Below are 26,382 nucleotides of genomic sequence, written 5' to 3'. Positions count from 1 at the left end.
TCCGATGAAAGCAGAGTCGAATGGCCGGCCCGCCGCCGGCGCCAAGTCGTCCGGCCAGCCCGCGCTGCAGCAGACGCTCGGGACCTGGCAACTGTGGGGCATCGCGGTCGGTCTCGTGATTTCCGGCGAATACTTCGGCTGGAGCTACGGCTGGGCGAGCGCCGGTACGCTGGGCTTCGTCATCACCGCGCTGTTCGTCGCGGCGATGTACACGACCTTCATTTTCAGCTTCACCGAGCTGACGACGTCGATCCCGCACGCGGGCGGCCCGTTCGCGTATGCACGCCGCGCGTTCGGCCCGACCGGCGGTTATCTCGCCGGCGCCGCGACGCTTGTCGAATTCGTGTTCGCGCCGCCCGCGATCGCGCTCGCGATCGGCGCGTACCTGCACGTGCAGTTCCCGGGTCTCGAGCCGAAGCATGCGGCGATGGGCGCGTATCTCGTGTTCATGGCGCTGAACATCGTCGGCGTGCAGATCGCCGCGACCTTCGAACTCGTCGTCACGCTGCTCGCGATCTTCGAGCTGCTGGTGTTCATGGGCGTCGTGTCGCCGGGCTTCGCGTGGAGCAACTTCATGAAGGGCGGCTGGTCGGGCGCCGATCATTTCAGCGTCGGCGCATTCCACGGGATGTTCGCGGCGATCCCGTTCGCGATCTGGTTCTTCCTCGCGATCGAGGGCGTCGCGATGGCCGCCGAGGAAGCGAAGAATCCGAAGCGCTCGATCCCGATCGCCTACGTGGCCGGGATCCTGACCCTCGTCGCGCTCGCGATCGGCGTGATGGTGTTCGCCGGCGGCGCGGGCGACTGGACCAAGCTCGCGAACATCAACGATCCGCTGCCGCAGGCGATGAAGTACATCGTCGGCGCGAACAGCGGCTGGATGCACATGCTCGTGTGGCTCGGGCTGTTCGGGCTCGTCGCGTCGTTCCACGGGATCATCCTCGGCTATTCGCGCCAGATCTTCGCGCTGGCCCGCGAAGGCTACCTGCCGGAGTGGCTCGGGAAGGTGCATCCGCGCTTCAAGACCCCGCATCGCGCGATCCTCGCGGGCGGCGTGATCGGCATCGCGGCGATCTACAGCGACGAGCTGATCCAGTTCGGCGGGCAGACGCTGACCGCGAATATCGTGACGATGTCGGTGTTCGGTGCGATCGTGATGTATATCGTCAGCATGGCGTCGCTGTTCAAGCTGCGCCGCTCGCAGCCGAACATGGCGCGGCCGTTCCGCGCGCCGCTGTACCCGATCTTCCCGGCATTCGCGATCGTTGCGGCGGTCATCTGTCTCGGTACGATGGTGTACTTCAACGGGCTGGTCGCGCTGGTGTTCCTCGGCTTCCTCGCGTTCGGCTACGCGTACTTCCTCGCGACCCGTTCGCAGCGCGAGAGTGCGCCGGGCGACGCGCTGCTGGAGGAGTGAGCAGGGTGAAGGTGAACGGCCGTTCCTGACGGCATCCGGCGCGCCCCGTCGAACGGGCGCGCCGTCGGCTTTTGGCAAGGAGACTCGCACGATGTCCTACACGGAGACGATCGGTCCGCGCACGTACCGCTTCGCGGACCTGAAGACGCTGCTCGCGAAGGCGAGCCCGCTGCGTTCCGGCGACCAGCTCGCCGGTGTCGCGGCGGCGAGCGAGGAGGAACGCGTGGCCGCGAAGATCGCGCTCGCGGGCGTGCCACTGAAGGCGTTCCTGAACGAAGCGGTGATTCCGTACGAAGACGATGAAGTCACGCGCCTGATCGTCGACGATCACGACGCGCAGGCGTTCGCGGAAATCTCGCACCTGACGGTCGGCGATTTCCGCAACTGGCTGCTGTCGCCCGCGGCCGACGGCGCGGCGCTCGAACGGATCGCGCCGGGCCTCACGCCCGAGATGGTCGCGGCCGTGTCGAAGCTGATGCGCAACCAGGACCTGATCGCGGCCGCGCGCAAGCGCCGCGTGGTCACGCGCTTTCGCAACACGGTCGGGCTGGCCGGCCGGATGTCGGTGCGGCTGCAGCCGAACCACCCGACCGACGACGTGAAGGGCATCGCCGCGTCGATGCTCGACGGGCTGATGTACGGCTGCGGCGACGCGATGATCGGCATCAACCCGGCAACCGACAGCCTCGCGGCGATCGTGAAGCTGCTCGCGATGATCGACGGGTTCCGCGAACGCTACGGCGTGCCGACGCAGTCGTGCGTGCTCACGCACGTGACCAACACGATCGCGGCGATCGAGAAGGGCGCGCCGGTCGATCTCGTGTTCCAGTCGATCGCGGGCACCGAGAAGGCGAACGCGAGCTTCGGGATCTCGCTCGCGCTGCTCGGCGAGGCGCGCGAGGCCGCGTTGTCGCTCAAGCGCGGCACCGTCGGCAACAACCTGATGTACTTCGAGACCGGCCAGGGCAGCGCGTTGTCGGCGAACGCGCATCACGGCGTCGACCAGCAGACCTGCGAAGTGCGCGCATATGCGGTCGCGCGCAAGTTCGAGCCGTTCCTCGTGAACACGGTGGTCGGCTTCATCGGCCCCGAATACCTGTACGACGGCAAGCAGATCATTCGCGCGGGGCTCGAGGATCACTTCTGCGGGAAGCTGCTCGGCGTGCCGATGGGTTGCGACATCTGCTACACGAACCACGCGGAAGCCGACCAGGACGACATGGATACGCTGCTGACGCTGCTGGGCGCGGCCGGCATCAACTTCATCATGGGGATTCCAGGCGCGGACGACGTGATGCTGAACTACCAGAGCACGTCGTTCCACGACCAGCTCTACGTGCGCGAGGTGCTCGGCCTGCGCCGCGCGCCGGAGTTCGAGGAGTGGCTGGAGACGATGGAGATCGCCGACGCGCACGGCGCACTGCGCGCCGCGACGTCGCGCGTGCCGCTGCTGGCGGGCGCGAACGACTGGATGGGGATTTCGGCATGAGCGACGCCGTCGAAAAGAACCCGTGGGCGCAGCTGAAGTCGTTCACGAACGCACGGATCGCGCTCGGCCGCGCGGGCAACAGCCTGCCGACCGCGCCGCTGCTCGCGTTCAACCTGTCGCACGCGCAGGCGCGCGACGCCGTGCACCAGCCGCTCGACGCGGATGCGTTGCGGGCCGAGCTCGACGCGGCCGGCTTCGCGACACTTGGCGTGCAGAGTGCCGCGCCCGATCGCCAGCATTACCTGCGCCGGCCCGATCTCGGCCGCAAGCTGTCCGATGAAGGGCGCGCGCTGCTGGCCGCTCACGGCGCGGCGCTCGACGATGCGCCGGACGTCGTGTTCGTGGTCGGCGACGGGCTGTCGGCGTTCGCGGCCGCGAAGCAGGCGCTGCCGCTGCTGCAGGCCGTGCGATCGAGGCTGGACACGGACGGCTGGCGGATCGGCCCGGTGGTGGTGGCGACGCAGGCGCGCGTCGCGCTCGGCGACGAGATCGGCGAACTGCTGCGTGCGAAGGTCGTCGCGATGCTGATCGGCGAACGGCCGGGGCTCAGCTCGCCCGATAGCCTCGGCGTGTACCTCACCTGGGCGCCGAAAGTCGGCTGCCACGACGCGCTGCGCAACTGCATCTCGAACGTGCGGCCCGAAGGGCTGCCGCACGCGGCCGCCGCGCACAAGCTGCATTACCTGATGACGCATGCGCGCCGGCTCCAGCTGACGGGCGTCGGGCTGAAGGACGACAGCGATGCGCTGCTGCCGCCGTCCGACACGGAGCGGATCGGGGCGGTGTGACCGCGCGCGGCTACTTGAACAGCCGCTCGCACAGAAAATCGACGAACACACGCAGCTTCGGCGACAACTGCCGGCTCGACGGCCACACGATCGAGAATTGCCCCGGTGCGATCCGGTAGTCGTCGAGCACGGTGACGAGCGTGCCGTGTTCGAGCGCGTCGCGCGCGAGGAAGTCGGGCATGTAGCCGATGCCGAGCCCCGCGAGCACGGTGCCGCGCAGCGCTTCCATGTTGTTGCAGGTCATCGCGGTGCGCAGCTTCAGCGGCGTGCCGTCGGCGGCCGCGAGTGCCCAGTCCTGCAGCTTGCCGGTGGTCGGGAAGCAGTAGCGCACGCAATCGTGCGCTTCGAGATCGTGCGGCGTGCGCGGCGTGCCGGCCTGCGCGAGATATGCGGGCGTGGCGCACAGCACGAACGCGAACGGGCCGAGCCGCCGCGACATCAGGCGCGAATCCGACAAAGGGCCGCTGCGGATCACCGCGTCGAAGCCGCCTTCGACGACGTCGACCATCCGGTCGTTGAAATCCAGATCGAGTTCGACGTCCGGGTAGCGCTGCCGGAATTCGGGCAGCACGGGCAGCAGGAAGCGGTAGCCGATCACCGGCAGGCTCACGCGCAGCTTGCCGCGCGGGCGCTGTGCCGATGCCGTCACGGTCGCTTCCGCATCGCGGAAATCCTCGAGGATCCGCTGGCAGCGTTCGTAGAAATGCCGCCCTTCGTCGGTCAGCGTGACGCGCCGCGTCGTGCGGTTGAACAGGCGCACGCCGAGCGACAGTTCGAGTTTCGCGATCGTCTTGCCGACCGCCGACGCCGAGATGCCGAGCGCGCGGCCGGCCGCGACGAAGCTGAGCGCGTCGGCGGTGCGGACGAAGGCGACGATGCCGGTCAGGTTTTCCATCGAAGTGCGTGCGCCGATGCGGGTGGCTGGGTGAATTGCGGAATTTTAGTCCGTTATATGCGGAACTTCGCGTGGTTTTTCGCGGATTGAATCGGATTTATCTTCTGTCGCTCCAACGGCGCATCCGCGCCGGCTTTTCGAGGAGCGATGATGGATCACCCGTTTTCAGCCGCTTCAGCCGTGTCGGCGCGCCGGCGCACGTGGGTGCTGGCCGCCGTCTGCATGGCCGCCGTCGCGTTGCCGCTGTCGTTTTCGGGCGGCGCGGTCGCGACGCCGGCGATCGGCCGCGACCTGCACGGCGGCCCGGTCGCGATGAACTGGATCACCAACGCGTTCATGCTCGCGTTCGGCAGCTTCCTGATGGCGGCGGGCGCGCTGGCCGACCAGTTCGGCCGCAAGCGCGTGTTCGCGATCGGCGTCGGCGGTTTCACGCTGATGTCGGCCGCGCTCGCGTTCGCGCCGTCGATGCTCGCGGTCGACCTGCTGCGCGCCGCGCAAGGGCTCGCGGCGGCCGCGGCGCTCGCGGGCGGCACGGCGGCGCTCGCGCAGGAATTCGACGGCGCGGCGCGCACGCGTGCGTTCAGCCTGCTCGGCACGACCTTCGGCATCGGGCTCGCGTTCGGGCCGGTGCTGGCCGGCGTCCTGATCGGGCATTACGGCTGGCGCGCGATCTTTGTGACGGGCGCGTTGGCCGGCGTGCTGTCGCTGGTGTTCGGGCTGCCGCGCATGCACGAGTCGCGCGATCCGCACGCGACCGGGCTCGACTGGCCCGGCACGGCCGCGTTCACCGCCGCGCTGACGCTGTTCACGTTCGGCGTGATCGAGGCGCCCGCGCGCGGCTGGTCGAGCCCGCTCGTGATCGCGCTGCTGGCCGGCGCGGCACTCGGCGCGTGTGCGTTCGTGATGATCGAGACGCGCGTCGCGCGGCCGATGCTCGACCTGTCGCTGTTCCGCATCGCGCGCTTCGTCGGCGTGCAGGTGCTGCCGGTGTCGACCTGCTGCTGCTACATCGTGCTGCTCGTCGTGCTGCCGCTGCGCTTCATCGGCATCGACGGCTTCAGCGAAATCGACGCCGGCTGGCTGATGCTCGCGATCTCCGCGCCGATGCTGGTCGTGCCGCTCGTCGCGGCGACACTCACGCGCTGGCTGTCGGCCGGCGTGATCTCGGGGCTCGGGCTGTTGGTCGCGGCGGCCGGGCTCGTGTGGCTCGGCATCGCGCTGCGCGGCGGCGCGGGGCCTGCGGCGATCGCGCCGATGCTCGCGATCGGCGTCGGGGCCGGCATGCCGTGGGGGCTGATGGACGGGCTGTCGGTGAGCGTCGTGCCGAAGGAGCGCGCGGGGATGGCGACAGGCATCTTCAGCACGACGCGCGTGGCCGGCGAGGGGATCGCGCTCGCGATCGTCGGTGCGGTGCTGGCCGCGCTCGCGCAGACGGGGCTACGGCAGGCCGCCGGCGCCGCCGGCACGCCCGGCGCGACGCTGCGCGCGGCCGCGCGGCTCGCGACCGGCGATCTTGCCGGCGCGGCGGCCGTGTTGCCGGGCGTCGGCCATGCGGCGCTGCTCGCGAGTTATACGCATGCGTTCGACCGGCTGCTGACCGGGCTGGCCGTCGTCACGGTGTTGTGCGCGGTGGTGGTGTTCGTGTTTCTCGGTGAACGGCCGGCTGCCGCCGAAACGGGCGACGACGCGGACGGGCATGCGCATGCCGACGTGCCGGCACGCAGCCGGATCGAACCGGCCTGCGTGGAGACGCACGGGGGCTGATCGCTGCGTTCTCGAGCCGTCGCGCCATTGTGTTTCATCGTGACCGGCATCCGCACGCCGACGCTGCGCTCATCACATCACGCCAACACGAGCGGCGGTAGTGCCGCATCGGCCCGCGCTTGCGCCCGCTCGACCGCGACCACCACATAGCGCTTCGCGTCGGGCCACAGATGCGCGCGGCTTCCCGCATCCTCGTCGATCGTCGCGCGCCCCTGCACGAGCCAGGTCGTCTGGCGCACGAAATCGACGAACAGCAGCGCGATGGCCGGATTCACCAGCAGGTTGCCGATCGTGTTGAACAGGTTGTTGCCCGCGAAGTCGGGCAGCACGAGCGTGCGGCGGTCGGGCAGGTCGACCAGCGGCGCGAACGAACCGTCGGCGCGCGGCTGGCGGCCGCGGTACGAGCAATCGCTGTCGCCCGCCGCGTCGGCGGTCGCGACGATCAGGAACGCCTGCTCGCGGATGAACGCGACGGCGTCGTCGGTCAGGGGGCCGGGGTCGCTCATGGTGTCGGTCGGCGCGAACGCCGTTGCGTGTGGACAGGATGCGCAATTCGCACGCAAGCGACATGCCACGCGGCGCTGCCCGCCTGCCCGCGCCGCCCGGCACACCCACTGTGGAAGTTTCGAACACCGGCCACGCCGCTGCGCAATCGCGGTGTTCAGAATCGGCACACTCGCCGTGCCGCGTGCGCGGCCACGGCACGGCGCGCACCCGGGCCGGCCGCGGTCGCGCTGCTTCCGTTTCGCTCCCGTCCTGATTGGCACGCATGTTGCGTAAACGAGTGCAGCGCGGTCCAACCGACGCTGTACTCACACAAGCACGATGAACAGGAGACATGTATGAACCCGTTTGACCTGAAGCAACTGGGCCTCGACGTCGAATACCCGTACCGTCAGCAGTACGACAACTACATCGGCGGCAAGTGGGTGGCGCCGGTGAAGGGCGAGTATTTCGAGAACGTGTCGCCGATCAACGGCCAGCCGTTCTGCCGCGTGCCGCGCTCGGGTGCCGACGATATCGAGCTGGCGCTCGACGCCGCGCATGCCGCGCGCCGCAAGTGGGGCAAGACGTCCGTGGCCGAGCGCGCGAACCTGCTGCTCGCCGCCGCCGAGCGGATGGAAAAGAACCTGAAGCTGCTGGCCGTGGCCGAGACGATCGACAACGGCAAGCCGCTGCGCGAGACGATGGCGGCCGACCTGCCGCTCGCGATCGACCACTTCCGCTATTTCGCGGGCTGCATCCGCGCGCAGGAAGGCGGCATTTCCGAAATCGACGACAACACCGTCGCGTATCACTTCCACGAGCCGCTCGGCGTCGTCGGCCAGATCATCCCGTGGAACTTCCCGTTGCTGATGGCCGCGTGGAAGCTCGCGCCGGCGCTCGCGGCCGGCTGCTGCGTCGTGATGAAGCCGGCCGAGCAGACGCCCGCGTCGGTGCTGGTGCTGATGGAACTGATCGGCGACCTGTTCCCGGCCGGCACGATCAACATCGTGAACGGCTTCGGCAAGGAAGCGGGCGAAGCGCTCGCGACCAGCAAGCGGATCGCGAAGATCGCGTTCACGGGTTCGACGCCGGTCGGCCAGCGCATCCTGCGCGCGGCGGCCGACAGCCTGATCCCGTCGACGGTCGAACTGGGCGGCAAGAGCCCGAACATCTTCTTCGCCGACGTGCTCGACCAGGACGACGCGTTCCTCGACAAGGCGCTCGAAGGGCTCGCGATGTTCGCGCTGAACCAGGGCGAAGTGTGCACGTGCCCGTCGCGCATCCTGATCCAGGAGTCGATCTACGAACGCTTCATCGAGAAGGCCGTCGCGCGCGTCGAGCGCATCAAGTCCGGCCACCCGCTCGACCTGCAGACGATGATCGGCGCGCAGGCGTCGCAGCAGCAGCTCGACAAGATCCTGTCGTACATCGACATCGGCCGCGGCGAAGGCGCGCAATGCCTGACGGGCGGCGAGCGCACGGCGCCGGCCGCCGAACTCGGCACGGGCTACTACGTGAAACCGACGATGCTGCTCGGCAACAACAAGATGCGCGTGTTCCAGGAAGAGATCTTCGGGCCGGTCGCGTCGGTGATGACGTTCAAGGACGAGCAGGACGCGATCGAACTTGCGAACGACACGTTCTACGGGCTCGGCGCGGGCGTGTGGACGCGCAACGGCACGCGTGCGTACCGGATGGGCCGCGAGGTCGAGGCCGGCCGCGTGTGGACCAACTGCTACCACCTGTACCCCGCGCATGCGGCGTTCGGCGGCTACAAGCAGTCGGGGATCGGCCGCGAGACGCACAAGATGGCGCTGTCGAACTATCAGCAGACGAAGTGCCTGCTGGTCAGCTATCAGGCCGAGGCGCTCGGGTTCTTCTGATCGCCGACACGGTGGCGAAGTGCCGCTCATCCGGCACTTCGCCCTGTTCGATTTCGACATCCGGCAGCCGGCGTCGGCCGCGCAGCGTCGCGGCCCGCGCTGGAAACGATACCGGCCGTCGCGTGTTCGCGGCGGCGTGGCGTGCGGACGCGCGTGACGGAAACCAGCATGACAGAACTGCCCCGATCCTTTGCACGCCACCCCGTGTTCCACGCGGGCGAACTCGACGCGCAGCAGCGTTTCGGCGTCGCCGACGAAGCCGAGCGGATGAGCGACGTGGTGACGACGCGCGTGAGCATCGGCGTGCGGCAATTCGTCGAATCGCAGCCGTTCATGTTCATCGGCACCGCGTGCGGCGCTCGCACGAGCGTGACCTGCGACATCGTGCAGAGCTTGCGCGACGCGCACGGCGAGCTGTTGCCCGTGGTCCGCGTGATCGACACGAAGACGCTGCGGTTCGCGTTGCCCGCGCAGGGCGGCGCAGGCCGGATCGACGCGGCAGCGTGCGACGGCAGCGGTGTCGGGTTGCTGTTCGTCGATTTCATGCGCGGCATCCGCTACCGGATCAACGGCCGCGCCACGCTGCGTGCCGATCTGCCGGAAGCCGACGCGGCGCCCTGGCCGGCCGGCAGCGCGATCGTCGAGCTGGCGGTCGCGCAGGCGTACGGCAACTGCGGCACGCGGGTCGTGCGGCTACGGCCGGCAGCCGGTAGTCGATAGCCTCGGTAACAAGCGGCGACGCGCATGCGCGGTCGTCGCGCGGATCGCACCGGCGGCGTGCGCCGCGCGCCGCGTCCGGGTGCGCCCGTATGGCGCGCACCGGCCGGGCAGCGTGGAATGACGGGCTGGTTGCCGGGCCGCACGGTTCGGCACGGGACTTGCGTGACAAGCGCGGTTCCGGGCAGGTGAGGGAGGACACGATGGATCAACACGTGGCGTATATCGAAGAACCGACCGCCGAAGACACGCGGCGCAACGCGCAGGGCGACGATGCGCTGGCCGGGCAGGCCGTCGTCAGCGTTGCGCACGATGCGGACGAGCAGGCACGCAACCTGATCGGCTGGCGGCAGACCTACGACCAGCTCGCGGCCGGCCGCTTCGTCGGCACGCTGACCGAGCTGCCGCTCGACACGATGAAGCTGTTTCGCGAATCGACGAGCCACCTGCTGCGCCAGGCATGCGAGGTGCGCGGCGATGCGTACTGGTTCGGCATCCCGCTCGTGTGCGATGGCACGGCGCGCGTCGATGCGTGTCGCATCGGGCCCGGCGCGCTCGCGTTCCGGCCCGGCAACGTCGAATTCGAACTGGTGACGCCCGCGCAGTTTTCGATCTACGGCGTCGTCGTGCGTGGCGACGTGCTGCGTCGTTATGCGGAGGAGGTCGAACACCGCGCGCTCGACGAGCAGCTGTTCACGCAGCGCGTGATGCAGGTCGGCGATGCGCGGCTCGCGCGCCTGTGCGCGCTGCTCGGCCGCCGGCTCGACGGCGCGGTGGCCGTGGCCGGCCCGCTGCCCGATGCGCAGCGGGACGAGCTGCAGGCCGAGGTGCTTGCCGCGCTGTTCGATGCGTGCGCGCAACCGGGCGACGATGGCGCGGGCCGCACGCCGTCGACGCGCCGCTGGATCGTCGAGCAGGCGCGCGACTACGTGCTCGCGCACCGCACGCGCCCGGTCGGCGTGCCCGAGCTGTGCGAGCAGTTGCACGTGAGCCGGCGCACGCTGCAGTACTGCTTCCAGGACGTGCTCGGGATGGCGCCCGCGACCTATCTGCGCACGCTGCGGCTGAACGGCGCGCGGCGCGACCTGTGCGGCCGCGCGGCCGGCTCGGTGCAGGATGTCGCGGAGGCGTGGGGCTTCTGGCATCTGAGCCAGTTCGCGACCGATTACCGGCGGCTGTTCGGCAAGCGGCCGTCGGAGACGCTGCGCGATCGCGCGGTGATGGTTTCGGCGGGGTGACGACGGCGGCGCCTTCGGCCTACCGGCCGGCTGCCGCGTCCTGTTCCGTTATCCGGTGTTGGTTGCCGCCGCTTCGCGCGGCGCGGGCCACGCGAGCTTGTCCCAGTCGACCGCGCGATACGCGGTTTCAACCGCCGCGAGATCGTCCGGCCGTTCGCTGCGATGCATCCCGTGCAATTCGGCCGGCAGGTCGAGCGTGACCGGCACGCAATGCGGATAGTCGCGCGCGCGCAGCGCCGGCCCGATCGTCGTGAAGCAGGCGAGCGTCGGCACGTCGAAACCGTCGGCGAGGTGCAGCGCGGCCGTGTCGGGCGCGAACAGCAGGCTGGCGCCCTTGACCCAGGCAATGAACCGCGCGGTGTCGGCCGCGTCGCCGCTCACGTCGACGTAAGCCGGATGCGCAACGGGCCCGAACCCGGCCACCGGTAGCCCGTAGCGTTGCACGAGCATCTCCACGAACGCCGCGCGCAGCGCGGGCGGCACACTGCGCACCGCGGTGCTCGCGCTCGTACAGAACAGCACGTACGGCCGCTGCCATGCGGCCGGCAGCGCGGGCAGCGGCAGCCGCGCGAGCCAGCGGTTGCGCTTCTCGGCGGCCGGCACGGTGGCCGGGTCGACGCCGAGCGCGTCGAGGAAGAAATCGATCATCGGCAGCCGTGCGAACGCGGGCCAGTACAGGTGATTGCCGACGTCGATGCACGGCGCATCGGCAGGCAGCACGTCGGCGGGGCACGGCAGCGCGCGTGACGGCGCGACGACGTCGGCCGCGAGCGCATACAGCGCGTCGACATGGCGCGGTGCGCGGGCCGGCCGGTACAGCGTGAAGCGCAGGCCCGCATGCGCCGCGCGCAGCGCGGCGAGTGCGGTCAGCCCGATCACCGAATCGCCGAGCGTGACGCCCATGCCGTTGATCACGTGCACATCGCTTGCGCGGTCGTAGTCGAGCCGGAACGGCCGGTGCGCGGCGTGCAGCAGGCCGAGCGCGGCCGCGGCCGGCACGTGGCCGACGGCGCGCGCGTCGCCGTGCTCGATGTCGTAAGGCGCGACGAGCGTGCCGTCCGGCGCGAGCAGCGTGCCGGGGAGCACGAGCGCGTCGTCGTGCGCGAGCGCGATGCCGGGCGGCGCGCTGCGCGTGGCCACCGTCATCCGCCGCGTGCGCGGCGGCCCTGTTCGCGGATCTGTTCGAGCGTCGCGGCCGGGGTGCTGGCGTTCTGCGGGATGCGGATCTCGATCAGCGCGGGTAGCCCGCAGGTCAGCGCGCGCTCGAGCGCGGGTGCGAAATCGGCGGTGCGCTCGACCGTCTCGCCATGCGCGCCGAACGCGCGTGCATACGCGGCGAAATCGGGATTCGTGAGCCCCGTGCCATGCACGCGGCCCGGGTAGTTGCGCTCCTGATGCATGCGGATCGTGCCGAAATGCCCGTTGTTGACGACGATCGCGACGATGTTCAGCCCGTACTGCATCGCGGTCGCGAGTTCGTTGCCGGCCATCATGAAGCAGCCGTCGCCGGCGAGCGCGACGACCGCGCGCGACGGGTACAGCGACTTCGCGGCGAGCGCGGCGGGAATCCCGTAGCCCATCGCGCCGCTCGTCGGCGCGAGCTGCGAGCGGAAGTGCCGGTACGCGAAGTGGCGATGCAGCCAGATCGCGTAGTTGCCTGCGCCGTTGGTCAGGATCGCGTCGTGCGGCAGGCGCTCGCGCAGCTGCACCATCACGTCGCCGAGCTGGACGTCGCCGGGCATCGGCAGCGGCGCATGCCATTCGCGGTACGCGTGATGCGCGTCGTTGGCCGCGCCGGCCCAGGCCGGGCGCTCGGGCGGTTCGAGGGCGGCGAGCGGCGCGGCGATTTCGGGCATCCCCGATACGATCGGCAGGTCGGCCGCATACACGCGGCCGAGCTCGTCCGCGCCCTGGTGCACGTGGATCAGCGTCTGGCGTGTTTTCGGGATGTCGAGCAGCGTGTAGCCGCCGGTGGTCGCTTCGCCGAGGCGCGGCCCGATCACGAGCAGCAGGTCGGCGTCGCGGATCCGCTTCGCGAGCGCGGGGTTGATCCCGAGCCCGACGTCGCCCGCATAGTTCGGGTGCGCGTTGTCGATCGTGTCCTGGTAGCGGAATGCGCACGCGACCGGCAGTTGCCAGCGCTCGATGAAAGTGCGCAGGTTCGCGCACGCTTCGGGTGTCCAGCCGCTGCCGCCGACGATCGCGAACGGCCGTTCCGCGCGCGCGAGCCGCTCGCGCAGCTCGTCCATCTGCGCGGCGGACGGCGCCGCCGCGACGCGTTTCGCGGCCGGCACGGCGGGCTGCGCCGCGCACACTTCGGACAGTACGTCCTCCGGCAGCGCGAGCACGACCGGGCCGGGCCGGCCGGACGTCGCGACGTGGAACGCGTGGCTCAGGTATTCGGGGATGCGGCGCGGATCGTCGATCTGCGCGACCCACTTCGCCATCTGGCCGAACATCCGGCGGTAGTCGATTTCCTGGAAGGCTTCGCGGTCGAGGTGCTCGCGTGCGCACTGGCCGACGAACAGGATCATCGGTGTCGAATCCTGGAACGCGGTGTGCACGCCGATCGACGCATGCGTCGCGCCGGGCCCGCGCGTGACGAACGCGATGCCGGGGCGGCCGGTCAGCTTGCCGACCGCCTCGGCCATGTTCGCGGCGGCCGCCTCATGGCGGCAGACGACCGTCTGGATGCGCGCGGTGTCGTCCGCCAGCGCATCGAGTACGGCGAGGAAACTCTCGCCCGGCACGCAGAACACGCGTTCGACGTGATTGGCGAGCAACGCATCGACGAGCAGTCGCGCACCGGTGGTGGCGCGCGGCTCGAGATCCTTGGAATGCGACATGGGCTGCCGTCTCCCTGGGTAGCGGGACGTACAGCTTACGCCCGTTGGCGGGGCGCTGAATAGTGTCGGAACGAACAGGTTGACGGCACGACGCAGCGAGCGCGCGCCGCCGTTACCGCATCAGCACTCGACGATATTGACCGCGAGGCCGCCGCGCGACGTTTCCTTGTACTTCGTCTTCATGTCGGCGCCCGTCTCGCGCATCGTCTTGATCACGGAGTCGAGCGACACGTAGTGCGAGCCGTCGCCGCGCAGCGCCATGCGCGCCGCGTTGACGGCCTTCACCGACGCCATCGCGTTACGCTCGATGCACGGGATCTGCACCATCCCGCCGACCGGGTCGCAGGTCAGGCCGAGGTTGTGTTCCATCCCGATTTCGGCCGCGTTCTCGACCTGGTGCGGCGTGCCGCCGAGCACGGCCGCGAGCGCGCCGGCCGCCATCGAGCACGCGACGCCCACTTCGCCCTGGCAGCCGACTTCCGCGCCCGAGATCGACGCGTTGAGCTTGTAAAGAATGCCGATCGCGGCGGCCGTCAGCAGGAAGTCGATCACGCCCTGTTCGTTCGCGCCGGGCGTGAAGCGCGTGTAGTAGTGCAGCACGGCCGGGATGATGCCGGCCGCGCCGTTGGTCGGCGCGGTGACGACACGGCCGCCGGCCGCGTTTTCCTCGTTGACCGCGATCGCATACAGGTTGATCCAGTCGATCATCGACAGCGGGTCCTGCAGCGCGCGCTCCGGGCTTCCCGTCAGCGTGCGGTACAGCTGCGGCGCGCGGCGCTTGACCTGGAACGGGCCGGGCAGGTTGCCGTCGGCATCGGGGTTGCCGATCCCGCAGCCGCGCGACACGCACGACTGCATCACGGCCCAGATCTTCAGCAGCCCGTCGCGCGTTTGTTCCTCGGTGTGCCACGCGCGCTCGTTTTCCCACATCAGCTGCGCGATCGACTTGCCGGTCGATTCGGTCAGCGCGAGCAGCTCCGCGCCGGTGCGGAACGGGTGCGTCATCTGCTCGGCCGCGCTCAGCACCTTCGTGTTCGGCGCGCCGGCCGTCACGACGAAGCCGCCGCCGACCGACAGGTAGGTGCGCTCGATCAGCACCGCGCCGTTCGCGTCGCTCGCGCGCAGCTTCATGCCGTTCGGGTGCTCGGGCAGCGCCTGGCGGTAGAACGCGATGTTCTCCTTCAGCACGAACGGCACCGGATGCGTGCCGAGCAGCGCGAGCTGCTTCGATTTGCGGACTTCTTCGAGCCGCGCGTCGACGGTTTCGGGATCGACGGTGTCGGGCGCGTCGCCGAGCAGGCCGAGCATCACGCCGCGGTCGGTGCCGTGGCCCTTGCCGGTCGCGCCGAGCGAGCCGTACAGCTCGACCTTCACGTGGGCGGTCGCGTCGAGCAGCCCGTCGCGCTCGAGGCTCTGGACGAACATCAGCGCCGCGCGCATGGGTCCGACCGTATGCGAGCTGGACGGGCCGATGCCGATCTTGAAGAGGTCAAACACGCTGACTGCCATTTCGATTCCTGCCTTGCTTTAAGAGTAGTACTAGCGCGCCTGCAATGGCAGGCACGCGGCGAGCCATGCGGGCGGCGTTGGGGAGAGTTGCTGCGCGACGCGGGCATAACGCCCGTCCAGCCGCGCGGCCAGATGAAAGAGTTCGGTGGCGTTTTTCGGGTCCCACTGCCCCGTGTAGCCCGGCAGGCCGGCCTCGCGGCGCTTCGCATCGAACGGCACCGGCGAATTCACGAATTCCTCGTGAGTCTTCTCGCCGAGCGCATAGGGCACGAGCCAGTCGAGCGCGGCGGCGAGCGTCGCGCCGTTCGCGCCCCGCTCGCGCAGCCAGTTGCGGTTGAAGCGGCGCGCGGCGAGCGCGGCCGTCACCAGCGGCTGCAGGTCGTAGACCGCGTAGTGCAGCGCATCGCGCTCCTCGAAGTCCCACGTCTTGCCGTCCAGACCGATGTTGTCGGCGAGATGCTCGACGAACAGCCGCTGCGCGGCGTTCATCATCTTGCGGTCGCCGAGCGTGAATGCGGACAGCGCGATCAGCTTGATCCGATGGCTTTGCCAGTTGTTGCGCCACGTGCCGGTGAGCGGGCGCTTCTGCGCGTCGATCTGCGCGACATAACCGGCGCCGAGCTTCGCGATGAACGCGGCCGTCGCGTTGCGGGTCTTCACCGGCAGCGCGCTCGCGGTCATGTCGTACGCGACGATCAGGCTTTCGAAGCGCGTCTCGTCGATCGGATTGAAACTCGGCTGGTAGGTCGCGACCCACGCGGACAGGAACCGGTCGACGAGCTGCAGGTAGCGCGGCGCGTTCGTCACGCGCCACGCGAGCGCCGCGTCGCGCATCAGGTCGAGGTCCTTCAGCGCGGCCGCGCTCTGGTCGTAGATACCTTCGTGCGGCAGCGTGCCCTCGGTGTGCACGCGCGGCATCGCCTTCGGTTGCTCGCCGATGCGCGCGTCGACGCTGCGGATCAGCGCCTGCACGCCCGGCTCGGCCTGCGTCGTCTCGCTCGCCTGCAGTGCCGGCGCCGCACAGAAATTCATCGCCGCGCGCGCGCTGCCGGCCGCGCCGAGGCCGGCAGCGGCGAACGACAGCGACGCGACGAGCATCGGCACGAAGCGGCGCCCATGCGTGCGCGGCCGCCCCTGCATTGCACCATGGCCCGGAAACATCGGACGCACCATGCGGAACTCCTTCATTGGCTGGATCGCGTGTGATGTTAGCCGGATTGGCGGACGAACGTGAACCGGTTCGAGCGGCGAACGCAAAAACCGCACGCAACACGGAGTTGCGTGCGGTGCGATCACCATCGGACAGCTCCGGACCTGGCGCGCGTTATGCGTATTCCGACATCGGCACGCAGGAGCAGAACAGGTTGCGGTCGCCGTAGACGTTGTCCGCGCGGCCGACCGGCGGCCAGTACTTGTTCGTGCCGAGCGATGCGACCGGGTACGCAGCCTGCTCGCGCGAGTACGCGTGCGGCCATTCGTTCGCGGTGACGACGGCCGCCGTGTGCGGCGCGTGACGCAGCGGGTTGTCCTCGCGATCGGCGCGGCCTTCCTCGACCGCGCGGATTTCGTCGCGGATCGCGATCATCGCGGCGATGAAGCGGTCGAGTTCTTCCTGCGATTCCGATTCGGTCGGCTCGACCATCAGCGTGCCCGGCACCGGGAAGCTCATCGTCGGCGCGTGGAAGCCGTAGTCCATCAGGCGCTTCGCGACGTCGTCGACGCTGATGCCGCTCGTTTCCTTGATCGGACGCAGGTCGAGAATGCATTCGTGCGCGACCAGCCCGCCCGGGCCCGAGTACAGCACCGGGTAGTGCGGCGCGAGGCGCTTCGCGATGTAGTTCGCGTTGAGGATCGCGGTTTCCGTCGCGGCGGTCAGGTTCTTCGCGCCCATCATCGCGATGTACATCCACGAGATCGGCAGGATCGACGCCGAGCCGTACGGGGCGGCCGACACCGCGCCGATGCCGTTTTCGTCGCGCGAGTAGCCGGTCGAACGCTGGTTCGGCAGGAATTTCGCGAGGTGCGCGCCGACCGCGACCGGGCCGACGCCCGGGCCGCCGCCGCCGTGCGGGATGCAGAAGGTCTTGTGCAGGTTCAGGTGCGACACGTCGCCGCCGAACTGGCCCGGCGCGGTCAGGCCGACCATCGCGTTCATGTTCGCGCCGTCGACGTACACCTGGCCGCCGTGCGCATGGACGATCTCGCAGATCTCGCGGACGTTCTGCTCGAACACGCCGTGCGTCGACGGATACGTGATCATGATCGCCGCGAGGTCCTTCGAGTGTTCGTCGGCCTTCGCCTTCAGGTCGGCGATGTCGACGTTGCCCTGCGCGTCGCACGCGACGACCACGACCTTCATGCCGGCCATGTGCGCGGATGCCGGGTTCGTGCCGTGCGCGGACGCCGGGATCAGGCAGATGTCGCGGTGGCTCTCGCCGCGCGATGCGTGATACGCGTGGATGATCAGCAGGCCCGCGTACTCGCCCTGCGAGCCCGCGTTCGGCTGCAGCGACACGGCCGCGTAGCCGGTGGCCGCGACGAGCATCTGCTCGAGCTGGTCGATCATCTCGCGGTAGCCGACGGTCTGCTCGGCCGGTGCGAACGGGTGGATGCCGCCGAATTCGGGCCACGTGACGGGCAGCATTTCCGACGTCGCGTTCAGCTTCATCGTGCACGAGCCGAGCGGGATCATCGAGCGGTCGAGCGCGAGATCCTTGTCCGACAGGCTGCGCAGGTAGCGCAGCATTTCGGTTTCGGAATGGTGGCGGTTGAACACGTGGTGCGTCAGGTACGCGCTCGTGCGCTCGAGGCCGGCCGGCAGCGCGGCGACGCCGCCGAGGCCCGCGTCCAGCGCGTCGACGGCCGGTGCGGTGCCGCCGGCTGCCTGCGCGAACACGGCGAGGAGATCGGCGAGGTCGTCGCGCGTCGTCGTTTCGTCGACCGACACGCCGACTTGCGTGTCGCTCACGCGGCGCAGGTTGATGCGCTTCGCCTTCGCGAATTCATGAACCTGCGCGGTGCGCGCGCCGGTGTCGATCGTCAGCGTGTCGAAGAACGTGTCGTTGACGGTCGCGAAGCCGAGCTGCTTCACGCCGGCGGCGAGCAGCGCCGCGATGCGGTTCACGCGCAGCGCGATCGTCTTCAGCCCGTGCGGACCGTGGTAGACCGCGTACATGCTGGCCATGATCGCGAGCAGCGCCTGCGCGGTACACACGTTCGACGTCGCCTTCTCGCGGCGGATGTGCTGTTCGCGCGTCTGCAGCGCGAGGCGCAGCGCGGGCTTGCCCTGCGCGTCGACCGTCACGCCGACGAGGCGGCCCGGCATCTGGCGCTTGAATTCGTCGCGCACCGCGAGATACGCGGCGTGCGGGCCGCCGAAGCCCATCGGCACGCCGAAGCGCTGCGTGTTGCCGATCGCGACGTCCGCGCCCCATTCGCCGGGCGGCGTCAGCACGGTGAGCGCAAGCAGGTCGGCCGCGACCACCACGTGGCCGCCGGCTGCATGGATCGCGTCGGTGAGCGCGCGATAGTCGCGCACGTCGCCGTTCACGCCCGGGTATTGCAGCAGCACGCCGAACGCGTTGGCTTGTGCGGCGTCGGCGGCCGGGCCCGTCTTGACCTCGATGCCGACCGGCAGCGCGCGCGTGCGGATCACTTCGAGCGTCTGCGGCAGCACGTCGTCGGCGACGTAGAACACGTTCGACGTCGGCTTGCCGGTGCGCTGCAGCAGCGTCATCGCTTCGGCCGCGGCGGTGGCCTCGTCGAGCAGCGACGCGTTCGAGATCGCGAGGCCCGTGAGGTCGGCCACCATCTGCTGGAAGTTCAGGAGCGCCTCGAGGCGGCCCTGGGAAATTTCGGGCTGGTACGGCGTGTAGGCCGTGTACCACGCCGGGTTTTCGAGCACGTTGCGCAGGATGACGGCCGGCGTGTGCGTGTCGTGGTAACCCTGACCGATATACGAGCGGAACACCTGGTTCTTGTCCGCGAGAACACGCAGCGCGGCGAGGGCTTCAGCCTCGCTCTTCGGCTGCGCGAACGGGCCGAGCGGCAGCGTTTCGGCGCGGCGGATCGAGGCCGGGATCACGGCGTCCATCAGGGCGGCGCGCGACGCAAAGCCGAGCGTGTCGAGCATGGCCTGCTGGCTGGCGGCGTCGGGGCCGATGTGGCGTTCGGCGAACGCGTCGTGCGTTTCGAGCGCGGCGAGCGAGAGGGGCGTGCGGTTCATCAGGCGGTCCGGGTGTTCGAGCTTCATGGCGTGACTCTGGTCCCGCGCGGGACGGGGCGGCTGACCGGCCCCGCGCGGTTCGGGTAAGGAAATTAGTCGATCAGCTTGGAGTAGGCGGCAGCGTCGAGCAGGCTGTCGGTCGATGCGCCGGCCGCGAGCTTGATCTTGAACAGCCACGTGTCGTACGCGTCGCTGTTCACCTCTTCCGGCGTGTCGACTGCGTCCGCGTTGATCGCGACCACCTCGCCCGACACCGGCGAATAGATGTCCGACGCGGCTTTCACGGATTCGACGACGCCGATCGCGTCGCCTGCCTTCACTTGCTTGCCGACGGGCGGCAGTTCGAGGAAAACGATGTCGCCGAGCGTGTTCTGCGCGTGATCGGTGATGCCGATCGTCAGCGTGCCGTCGGCTTCAGTGCGGATCCACTCGTGTTCGTCGGTGTACTTCAGATCGGCCGGGACGTTGCTCATCGGATGCTCCTGATAAAAGGGGTTTGTTCGTTTTGCTGGCGCGCCACCGGGGCACGCCGGGTGTGGTTGCGCCGGGCGCCATCTCCCGGCTTCCCGGGAGGCAGGCCCCCCGGCCGTTACGCAGCGAGGACCTTGCCGTTGCGCACGAACGGCAGTTTTACCACGCGCGCGGGAAGATTCTTGTCTCGAATTTGCACCTGGATCGTGTCGCCGATCTGGACGGCTGCCGGCACGCGTGCGAACGCGATCGATTCCTGCATCGACGGCGAGAACGTGCCGCTCGTGATTTCGCCTTCGCCGTGCGGCGTGACGACCTTCTGGTGCGCGCGCAGCACGCCGCCCGCCTTGCCGTTTTCCTTTTGCAGGATCAGGCCGACGAACGCGGCGCGCGAACCGTCGCGCTCGAGCGCGGCGCGGCCGACGAAGTCGCGCGGCGCGCTGAGGTCGACCGTCCACGCGAGGCCCGCGTCGAGCGGGGAGACGTTGTCGTCCATGTCCTGGCCGTACAGGTTCATGCCGGCCTCGAGGCGCAGCGTGTCGCGCGCGCCGAGCCCGCACGGGCGCACGCCGTTTTGCTGCAGTGCGTGCCACAGCGCTTCGACGTGCACGGCCGGGACGATCACCTCGAAGCCGTCTTCACCGGTATAGCCGGTGCGCGCGATGGTGAGATCGCCGAACGGCGTGCCGGCGACCTGCGCGGCGTTGAACGGCTTCAGCTCGCTCGTCGCGGCGCGCGCGGCGGGCACCGTCGCCCAGGCCTTTTCGCGGGCGTTCGGGCCCTGTACGGCGACGATCGCGAAATCGCGGCGCGGCGCGATCGTGAGGCCGTAGCCGCCTTGCTCGTTCAGCTGGTTGAACCACTCGATGTCTTTCTCGGCGGTGCCGGCGTTGACGACGACGCGGAAGAAGTCTTCGGTGAAGTAATAGACGATCAGGTCGTCGATGACGCCGCCCTGCGGATTGAGCAGGCACGAGTAGAGTGCCTTGCCGGGCGTCTTGAGCTTGCCGACGTTGTTCGCGATCGCATGCTCGAAGAACGCGCGCACACGGCTGCCGGTGAAATCGACGACGCACATGTGCGACACGTCGAACATGCCGGCGTCGGTGCGCACGGCTTCATGTTCTTCGATCTGCGAGCCGTAGTTGACGGGCATGTCCCAGCCGCCGAAGTCGACCATGCGGGCATTGAGCGCGCGGTGCGCGGCGTTGAGCGGGGTGTGATTCAGTGCAGTCATCGAGGCCTCAGGCAAGGCGCTTGCGCGCGGATCAGAACGGCCATGTGCCGTCCGCCGCGGCCGATGGCGCGCGAGCGATCCGGTACATGCCCCTCTGTCCTCGATACCTGAGAGATTGCGTTGCGGGCCAAGCCCGGTGAACGCGCGCCCCTTCGGTGGGCAGCTTGCCCGCGCAGCATGTGCGCAGCGGGCTACTGCCGCTCTCCAGAGTGCGGGGAGTGCGGCCCGCGCAATGCGCGGACGGGATTCCCCGACGCGGTCGGTCCTTTTGCCTGAGAGTTTGCGGGTGTGCCCCTTCGGCGGCGCGACCGGCGTTGCTAGCTACGCGGTCACACGCTCTCCCGACGCGTGCGGGCGACTGTACGCGAGCAGGTTGGCCTTGTCAATTTGAGCAAAAGAATGTCGCTTCGCGACAAGCGGCGGCAGCGCGTGCCGCCGCTTTTTCCGCTTCGGCGGGCGCCGGTGCGTTACTCGCCGATCGCGCGCGCGGCCGTGTCGAGTTCCTGGTTCAGCACGCGCTGCTCGTCGCCGGACAGGCCGCCGCTGTGCTGCGCCGACATGTCGTTCGCTTCCTGGCGGATCACGTCGAGGCGATGGTGAAGCTGCGCGCCATAGGGCGGCGGATAGTAGCCGCCGTTCACGCGCGCATCGATGCGGCGGTGCAGGTTGTCGATCCGGCCCTGGATCTGTTGCATCCGCTCGTTCGCGACGACTTGCGGATTCGGCCGCGGCGGGGGGGCCGGACGGACCGGTTGCTGCGGCTGCACGATACAGGCCGCGAGCGAGGAAACCAGGGCGCAGCACACTGCCGCGCGAATCAACCGTTGCATCAACATTCTCCTGACGGATTGGTGTCGGATCGACTTTTTTTAAGAAACGCGTCAGACCGGTCACCCGCTGACTTTCGTTCCCCCGGCATTTGTAACCGAATGTTCCGATTGATCCAAGCGCGGCGTGCCGGCCGGCCGCAACCGGCCGGCGCGCGGTGTCAGACCGTGCGGCGCACGAACGGCAGCCGGCGGCCGTCGTGCTCGCTCTGCGCGGCCAGTTCGATGATCGTCATCACGTCGACGGCGTCCTGCGCGGTGACCGGGAACGGCGCGCCGTCGCGGATCGACGCGGCGAGCGCGCGGTAGAACTCCGCGTACTGGCCGTCGAGCGTCGGCACCGGGCGCTCGACCTCGAGGTCGCCGTCGAGCACGCGCAACAGGCCGGGCGGGTTGCCGCCGCCGAATTCGACGTCGTCCGCGGTGAGGCCGGCCTTGAGCTGGTCCTCCTGCGTGTCGAGCCCGAACTTCTGGTAGCTGCCACGCGTGCCGTGCAGCGTGAAGCGCGCGGGTTCGATCGCCGACAGCGCGCTCGCATGCAGCGCGACGTCCTTGTCCGGATAGCCGAGCAGCAGGTGCACGAAATCGGGCGCCGTGCCGTTCTCGCGGCGCGTCTTGACGGTCGCGGCCACCGTTTCCGGCAGGCCGAACAGCGCGAGCGCCTGGTCGATCAGGTGCGGGCCGAGGTCGAGCAGCAGGCCGCCGCCGCGTGCGGGCTCCTCGCGCCAGCGCGTGCGCGGCGTCGGCCGGAAGCGGTCGAAGTGCGAGGCGAAGTAGGTCAGGCGGCCGAGCTCTCCCGATTCGACGACGCGGCGCACGGTGAGGAAGTCGCCGTCCCAGCGGCGGTTGTGGAACGGCGCGAACAGCCGGCTGCGCGCGTTCGCGAGCCGGGCGAGCGCGAGCGCCTCGTCGGCGGTGAGCGTGACGGGCTTGTCGACGACCACGTGCCGGCCGGCTTCGAGCACCTTGCGGGCGAGCGTGAAGTGCGTGTCGTTCGGCGTGGCGATCACCACGCACTCGATGTCGTCGAGGCCGAGCAGCGCGTCGAGGTCGGGGACGACGCGCGCGCCCGGATACGCGGCTTGCGCGCGCTCGGGCTGACCCGTCGCGATCGCGGCCACTTCGGTGCGGCCGCTCGTGGCGATCACGGGCGCGTGGAACGTCGCGCCGGCGAAACCGAAACCCATCAAACCAATCCTGAGCAATGACGACATGGCAATCCCTGGCTACGAAGGAAACTAAAGGATGGCGCGCCGAGACGGCGCGAAGACGACCGGCTATTTTGGCATGGCGCCGCCGCTTGCACCGGGGCGTTGGGCGAAACGCGCGGGAGGGCGCGGCGCGTGCGCAAGGGAAGCCGGCATTTTGCGCGGGCCCGCGCGCCGGGTACGCATGGCCGGCTGCCCGGCGGCGCGGCGGGCAGCCGGCGCGCGGGCGTCGTGCCGCGTCATGCGGGCGCCCGCCGCAGCACGGCGGCCGCGACCTGCTCGGCCCATACCGCGCAGGCGGCTTCGCCTGGATGGAAGCCGTCGGCGGCCATCAGGTGGCGTTCGAGCGGCAGCGCGACCCGCAGGAACGTGCAGTGCGGCTGCGTGGCGGCCCAGCCGGTAAGCGCGGCGTTGAGCCGCTTCGCGCGCCGCCCGAGATACCACGCGAGCGGCTGCGGCAGCGCCGGAAAGCGCTCCATCGGCGGCACCGCCGACAGGATCGCGTGCCCGACCTGGAAGCGCTCGGCGAGCAGCCGGACGAGTTCGGCCTGCTGCGCCTGCCAGCGGGCCGGCGGCACGCCACCCGTCACGTCGTTGACGCCGAGCGACGTCACGGCCACGTCGAACGGTTCGGCCGGCTCGGCGGCCAGCCAGTCGACGAGCTCCCGCGTGGTGAGGCCCGTGCGCGCGAGCAGCTTCCAGCTCACGCGGTGCGTGGCCGCCAGCGCACGCGCCAGGTGCCCGGACAGCGCGTCGTGCTGCGTCGCGACGCCGACGCCCGCGGCGGCCGAATCGCCGACCACCAGCACGCGCAGCGGCGGGCCGTCGCCGGCAACCCCCTCGCGCGGGCCGGCCGCCTCGGGCAGCCGCGGCGTGACGCGACGCACGTAGCGCCCCTGCGCGAACAGCAGCGGGCCGAGAGCGGCGGTGGCGAGCGGGTATCCCATGGTGTCGATCCGGTGGTTGATGCGGGCTGGCGCGAGGCGCCGCCGAGGGTGTGCATATTGTGGCCGATCGATGCGCGAACGGGGCCGGATTGGCCGAACGGACAGGGTGCGGCCCGGCGGTACGCCCGCGCGGCCCCGTCCGGCGGCGCTCCCGAAATGCGCGTCGCCGACGTGTTAACATGCGCGTCCTGCCTGCGGTCTGCCTGCTTCGCCAGCCTGCCGCGCACGGCATCCTCCCGGCGCTCCGCCGTCAACCGCAACACCATCCGCCATCATGTCCGCAGGCCTCAATCCCGCCCAGAACGAAGCGGTGCGCTACCTCGACGGTCCCTGTCTCGTGCTCGCCGGCGCGGGCAGCGGCAAGACCCGCGTGATCACGCAGAAGATCGCGCACCTGATCGAAGCGAAAGGTTTCGAGCCGCGCCACATCGCCGCCGTCACGTTCACGAACAAGGCGGCCGCCGAAATGCGCGAGCGCGTGGGGAAGCTGCTCGAGGGCAAGACGCTCACCACGCCCGGCAAGGAAGGCCGCAAGGTACCCGTCAACCAGCTCACCGTCTGCACGTTCCACTCGCTCGGCGTGCAGATCCTGCGCCAGGAGGCCGAGCACGTCGGCCTGAAGCCGCAGTTCTCGATCATGGATTCGGACGACTGCTTCGGGATGATCCAGGAGCAGCTCGGCACGACCGACAAGGGGCTGATCCGCAAGATCCAGAGCATCATCTCGCTGTGGAAGAACGGCCTGATCATGCCCGACGAGGCGATGGCGATCGCGGCCAACGAGGACGAGCATCAGGCCGCGCTGGTGTACCGCAACTACGTCGCGACGCTGCATGCGTACCAGGCGGTCGACTTCGACGACCTGATCCGCCTGCCCGCCGAGTTGTTCGCGAAGAACGAGCAGGTGCGCGACCGCTGGCAGAACAAGCTGCGCTACCTGCTGATCGACGAATACCAGGACACCAACGCGTGCCAGTACGAGCTGCTGAAGCAGCTCGCGGGCCCGCGCGCCGCGTTCACGGCGGTCGGCGACGACGACCAGGCGATCTACGGTTGGCGCGGCGCGACGCTCGAGAACCTCGCGCAGCTCGGCAAGGATTTCCCGAAGCTGCACCTGGTCAAGTTGGAGCAGAACTACCGGTCGACGGTGCGGATCCTGACCGCCGCCAACAACGTGATCGCGAACAACCCGAAGCTGTTCGAGAAGAAGCTGTGGTCCGAGCACGGGATGGGCGATTCGATCACCGTCACGTCGTGCAACGACGAGGAACATGAAGCCGAATCGGTCGTGTTCCGGCTGTCCGCGCACAAGTTCGAGCGGCGCGCGCAGTTCCGCGACTACGCGATCCTGTACCGCGGCAACTTCCAGGCGCGGATCTTCGAGCAGGTGCTGCGGCGCGAGCGGATCCCGTACGTGCTGTCGGGCGGCCAGTCGTTCTTCGACAAGGCCGAGATCAAGGATCTGTGCGCGTACCTGCGGCTGATCGCGAACGCCGACGACGATCCCGCGTTCATTCGCGCGGTCACGACGCCGCGCCGCGGGATCGGCAACACGACGCTCGAAGCGCTCGGCTCGTTCGCGGGCCAGGCCAAGGTGTCGCTGTTCGAAGCCGTGTACATGGGCGGGATCGAGGCGCGGCTGTCCGCGCGTCAGATCGAGCCGCTGCGCATGTTCTGCGACTTCATCCAGCGCCTGACCGACCGCGCGGACAAGGAACCGGCGACCGTCGTGCTCGACGACATGATGGAAGCGATCCACTACGAGGCCTACCTGTACGACGCATTCGACGAACGGCAGGCGCAGTCGAAGTGGCAGAACGTGCTCGAATTCCTCGAATGGCTGAAGCGCAAGGGCACGAAGCCCGAGACGGCAGCCGTCGACGGCGAGGCCGAAGGTTTCCACAACGCGGACGGGCTTGCCGATACGGGCAAGAACCTGCTCGGCCTGATCCAGACCGTCGCGCTGATGTCGATGCTCGAGGGCAAGGACGAGGATCCGGACGCCGTAAGGCTGTCGACCGTCCATGCGTCGAAGGGGCTCGAGTATCCGCACGTGTTCCTCGTCGGCGTCGAGGAGGGCATCATGCCGCACCGCGGCGGCAGCGAGGACGACGGCCCGATCGACAACGAGCGGATCGAGGAGGAGCGCCGGCTGATGTACGTCGCGATCACGCGCGCGCAGCGCAGCCTGCACCTGAACTGGTGCAAGAAGCGCAAGCGGGCGCGCGAGACGGTCGTGTGCGAACCGTCTCGCTTCATCCCCGAGATGGGGCTCGACGAAGCGCCGCCGCCCACGCCGGAAGAAGCGCCGATGTCGCCGAAGGACCGGCTCGCGAGCCTGAAGGCGTTGCTGCAGAAGTGATGCGGCGGGCGCCGTCGGGCGTACGCGGCCCGGTGATCCTGCAAAACAAAACCCCCGCGATGCGTGTGCGTCG

General features: G+C 69.4%; 20 protein-coding genes and 2 riboswitches. Of the genes, 8 read left to right on the top strand and 12 right to left on the bottom strand.

Annotation, left to right across the window (positions count from 1 at the left end):
* Nucleotides 1-4 precede the first annotated feature (4 nt).
* From eat to eutC, 3 genes are all read left to right on the top strand, one after another.
* Complete coding sequence (gene eat, locus ACTRWB_RS29390; protein ID WP_048247867.1) at nt 5-1,417, top strand: ethanolamine permease; 1,413 nt, start codon at nt 5-7, stop codon at nt 1,415-1,417.
* Nucleotides 1,418-1,508: 91 nt separating this feature from the next.
* On the top strand, nt 1,509-2,906 hold the full coding sequence (locus ACTRWB_RS29385) for an ethanolamine ammonia-lyase subunit EutB (RefSeq protein ID WP_193097408.1): 1,398 nt from the start codon (nt 1,509-1,511) through the stop codon (nt 2,904-2,906).
* A complete protein-coding gene (eutC, locus tag ACTRWB_RS29380) occupies nt 2,903-3,694 on the top strand; it encodes an ethanolamine ammonia-lyase subunit EutC (RefSeq protein ID WP_048247863.1) in 792 nt (263 codons plus the stop codon). The genes ACTRWB_RS29385 and eutC overlap by 4 nt, the downstream gene beginning before the upstream one ends.
* A gap of 10 nt (nt 3,695-3,704) precedes the next feature.
* On the opposite strand, the gene ACTRWB_RS29375 is transcribed toward eutC, so the two are convergent.
* Nucleotides 3,705-4,589 (bottom strand): LysR family transcriptional regulator, encoded by an 885-nt coding sequence (locus tag ACTRWB_RS29375; protein ID WP_129513392.1) that lies wholly within the window; start codon nt 4,587-4,589, stop codon nt 3,705-3,707.
* A gap of 150 nt (nt 4,590-4,739) precedes the next feature.
* On the opposite strand from ACTRWB_RS29375, the gene ACTRWB_RS29370 reads away from it, so the two are divergent.
* Nucleotides 4,740-6,353 (top strand): MFS transporter, encoded by a 1,614-nt coding sequence (locus ACTRWB_RS29370; protein WP_446903907.1) that lies wholly within the window; start codon nt 4,740-4,742, stop codon nt 6,351-6,353.
* A gap of 77 nt (nt 6,354-6,430) precedes the next feature.
* Here ACTRWB_RS29370 and ACTRWB_RS29365 read toward each other — a convergent pair whose 3' ends face one another.
* Nucleotides 6,431-6,859 carry a pyridoxamine 5'-phosphate oxidase family protein gene (locus ACTRWB_RS29365; RefSeq protein WP_129513394.1) on the bottom strand — a complete coding sequence of 143 codons (429 nt, stop codon included), beginning with the start codon at nt 6,857-6,859 and terminating at the stop codon, nt 6,431-6,433.
* Between the two features lie 336 nt (nt 6,860-7,195).
* Between ACTRWB_RS29365 and exaC the strand changes: the two genes are divergently transcribed.
* The 3 genes from exaC to ACTRWB_RS29350 all read left to right on the top strand — a co-directional run bounded on the left by exaC (nt 7,196) and on the right by ACTRWB_RS29350 (nt 10,677).
* Nucleotides 7,196-8,722 (top strand): acetaldehyde dehydrogenase ExaC, encoded by a 1,527-nt coding sequence (gene exaC / locus ACTRWB_RS29360; RefSeq protein WP_446903906.1) that lies wholly within the window; start codon nt 7,196-7,198, stop codon nt 8,720-8,722.
* A gap of 168 nt (nt 8,723-8,890) precedes the next feature.
* Nucleotides 8,891-9,442 (top strand): hypothetical protein, encoded by a 552-nt coding sequence (locus tag ACTRWB_RS29355; RefSeq protein WP_446903905.1) that lies wholly within the window; start codon nt 8,891-8,893, stop codon nt 9,440-9,442.
* Nucleotides 9,443-9,642: 200 nt separating this feature from the next.
* The gene (locus ACTRWB_RS29350) at nt 9,643-10,677 is read left to right on the top strand and encodes a helix-turn-helix domain-containing protein (RefSeq protein WP_446903904.1); all 1,035 of its coding nucleotides are present in this window, start codon (nt 9,643-9,645) and stop codon (nt 10,675-10,677) included.
* Between the two features lie 48 nt (nt 10,678-10,725).
* Here ACTRWB_RS29350 and ACTRWB_RS29345 read toward each other — a convergent pair whose 3' ends face one another.
* The 10 genes from ACTRWB_RS29345 to ACTRWB_RS29300 all read right to left on the bottom strand — a co-directional run bounded on the left by ACTRWB_RS29345 (nt 10,726) and on the right by ACTRWB_RS29300 (nt 23,947).
* Nucleotides 10,726-11,823, bottom strand: coding sequence for an ADP-heptose--LPS heptosyltransferase (locus ACTRWB_RS29345; RefSeq protein ID WP_446903903.1), 1,098 nt, complete (start codon nt 11,821-11,823; stop codon nt 10,726-10,728).
* Nucleotides 11,820-13,523, bottom strand: coding sequence for a thiamine pyrophosphate-binding protein (locus ACTRWB_RS29340; protein ID WP_446903902.1), 1,704 nt, complete (start codon nt 13,521-13,523; stop codon nt 11,820-11,822). The genes ACTRWB_RS29345 and ACTRWB_RS29340 overlap by 4 nt, the downstream gene beginning before the upstream one ends.
* Before the next feature lie 120 nt (nt 13,524-13,643).
* Complete coding sequence (locus tag ACTRWB_RS29335) at nt 13,644-15,032, bottom strand: L-serine ammonia-lyase (RefSeq protein ID WP_343494363.1); 1,389 nt, start codon at nt 15,030-15,032, stop codon at nt 13,644-13,646.
* Between the two features lie 30 nt (nt 15,033-15,062).
* Nucleotides 15,063-16,205 (bottom strand): alginate lyase family protein, encoded by a 1,143-nt coding sequence (locus ACTRWB_RS29330; protein ID WP_446903901.1) that lies wholly within the window; start codon nt 16,203-16,205, stop codon nt 15,063-15,065.
* 151 nt (nt 16,206-16,356) lie between these two features.
* A complete protein-coding gene (gene gcvP, locus ACTRWB_RS29325; RefSeq protein WP_193097417.1) occupies nt 16,357-19,284 on the bottom strand; it encodes an aminomethyl-transferring glycine dehydrogenase in 2,928 nt (975 codons plus the stop codon).
* 65 nt (nt 19,285-19,349) lie between these two features.
* Nucleotides 19,350-19,730 (bottom strand): glycine cleavage system protein GcvH, encoded by a 381-nt coding sequence (gcvH, locus tag ACTRWB_RS29320; RefSeq protein ID WP_059232767.1) that lies wholly within the window; start codon nt 19,728-19,730, stop codon nt 19,350-19,352.
* Between the two features lie 116 nt (nt 19,731-19,846).
* On the bottom strand, nt 19,847-20,965 hold the full coding sequence (gene gcvT, locus ACTRWB_RS29315) for a glycine cleavage system aminomethyltransferase GcvT (protein ID WP_446903900.1): 1,119 nt from the start codon (nt 20,963-20,965) through the stop codon (nt 19,847-19,849).
* 84 nt (nt 20,966-21,049) lie between these two features.
* Nucleotides 21,050-21,183: riboswitch (glycine riboswitch) on the bottom strand.
* A gap of 32 nt (nt 21,184-21,215) precedes the next feature.
* Nucleotides 21,216-21,319: riboswitch (glycine riboswitch) on the bottom strand.
* A gap of 113 nt (nt 21,320-21,432) precedes the next feature.
* Nucleotides 21,433-21,795 (bottom strand): hypothetical protein, encoded by a 363-nt coding sequence (locus ACTRWB_RS29310; RefSeq protein ID WP_048247837.1) that lies wholly within the window; start codon nt 21,793-21,795, stop codon nt 21,433-21,435.
* Nucleotides 21,796-21,953: 158 nt separating this feature from the next.
* Nucleotides 21,954-23,006, bottom strand: a complete 1,053-nt coding sequence (locus ACTRWB_RS29305; protein ID WP_412022700.1) for an oxidoreductase — start codon at nt 23,004-23,006, stop codon at nt 21,954-21,956.
* A 233-nt stretch (nt 23,007-23,239) separates the two neighbouring features.
* Nucleotides 23,240-23,947, bottom strand: coding sequence for an SGNH/GDSL hydrolase family protein (locus ACTRWB_RS29300; RefSeq protein WP_446903899.1), 708 nt, complete (start codon nt 23,945-23,947; stop codon nt 23,240-23,242).
* Nucleotides 23,948-24,221: 274 nt separating this feature from the next.
* On the opposite strand from ACTRWB_RS29300, the gene ACTRWB_RS29295 reads away from it, so the two are divergent.
* Entirely contained in the window at nt 24,222-26,309 is a 2,088-nt protein-coding gene (locus ACTRWB_RS29295; protein ID WP_129513406.1) for a UvrD-helicase domain-containing protein, read from the top strand.
* Nucleotides 26,310-26,382 lie beyond the last annotated feature (73 nt).

This window comes from Burkholderia sp. YIM B11467 (genome assembly GCF_052952715.1).
Note: the sequence above shows the minus strand (reverse complement) of the source record. Positions and strands in the feature narration are given on the sequence as shown.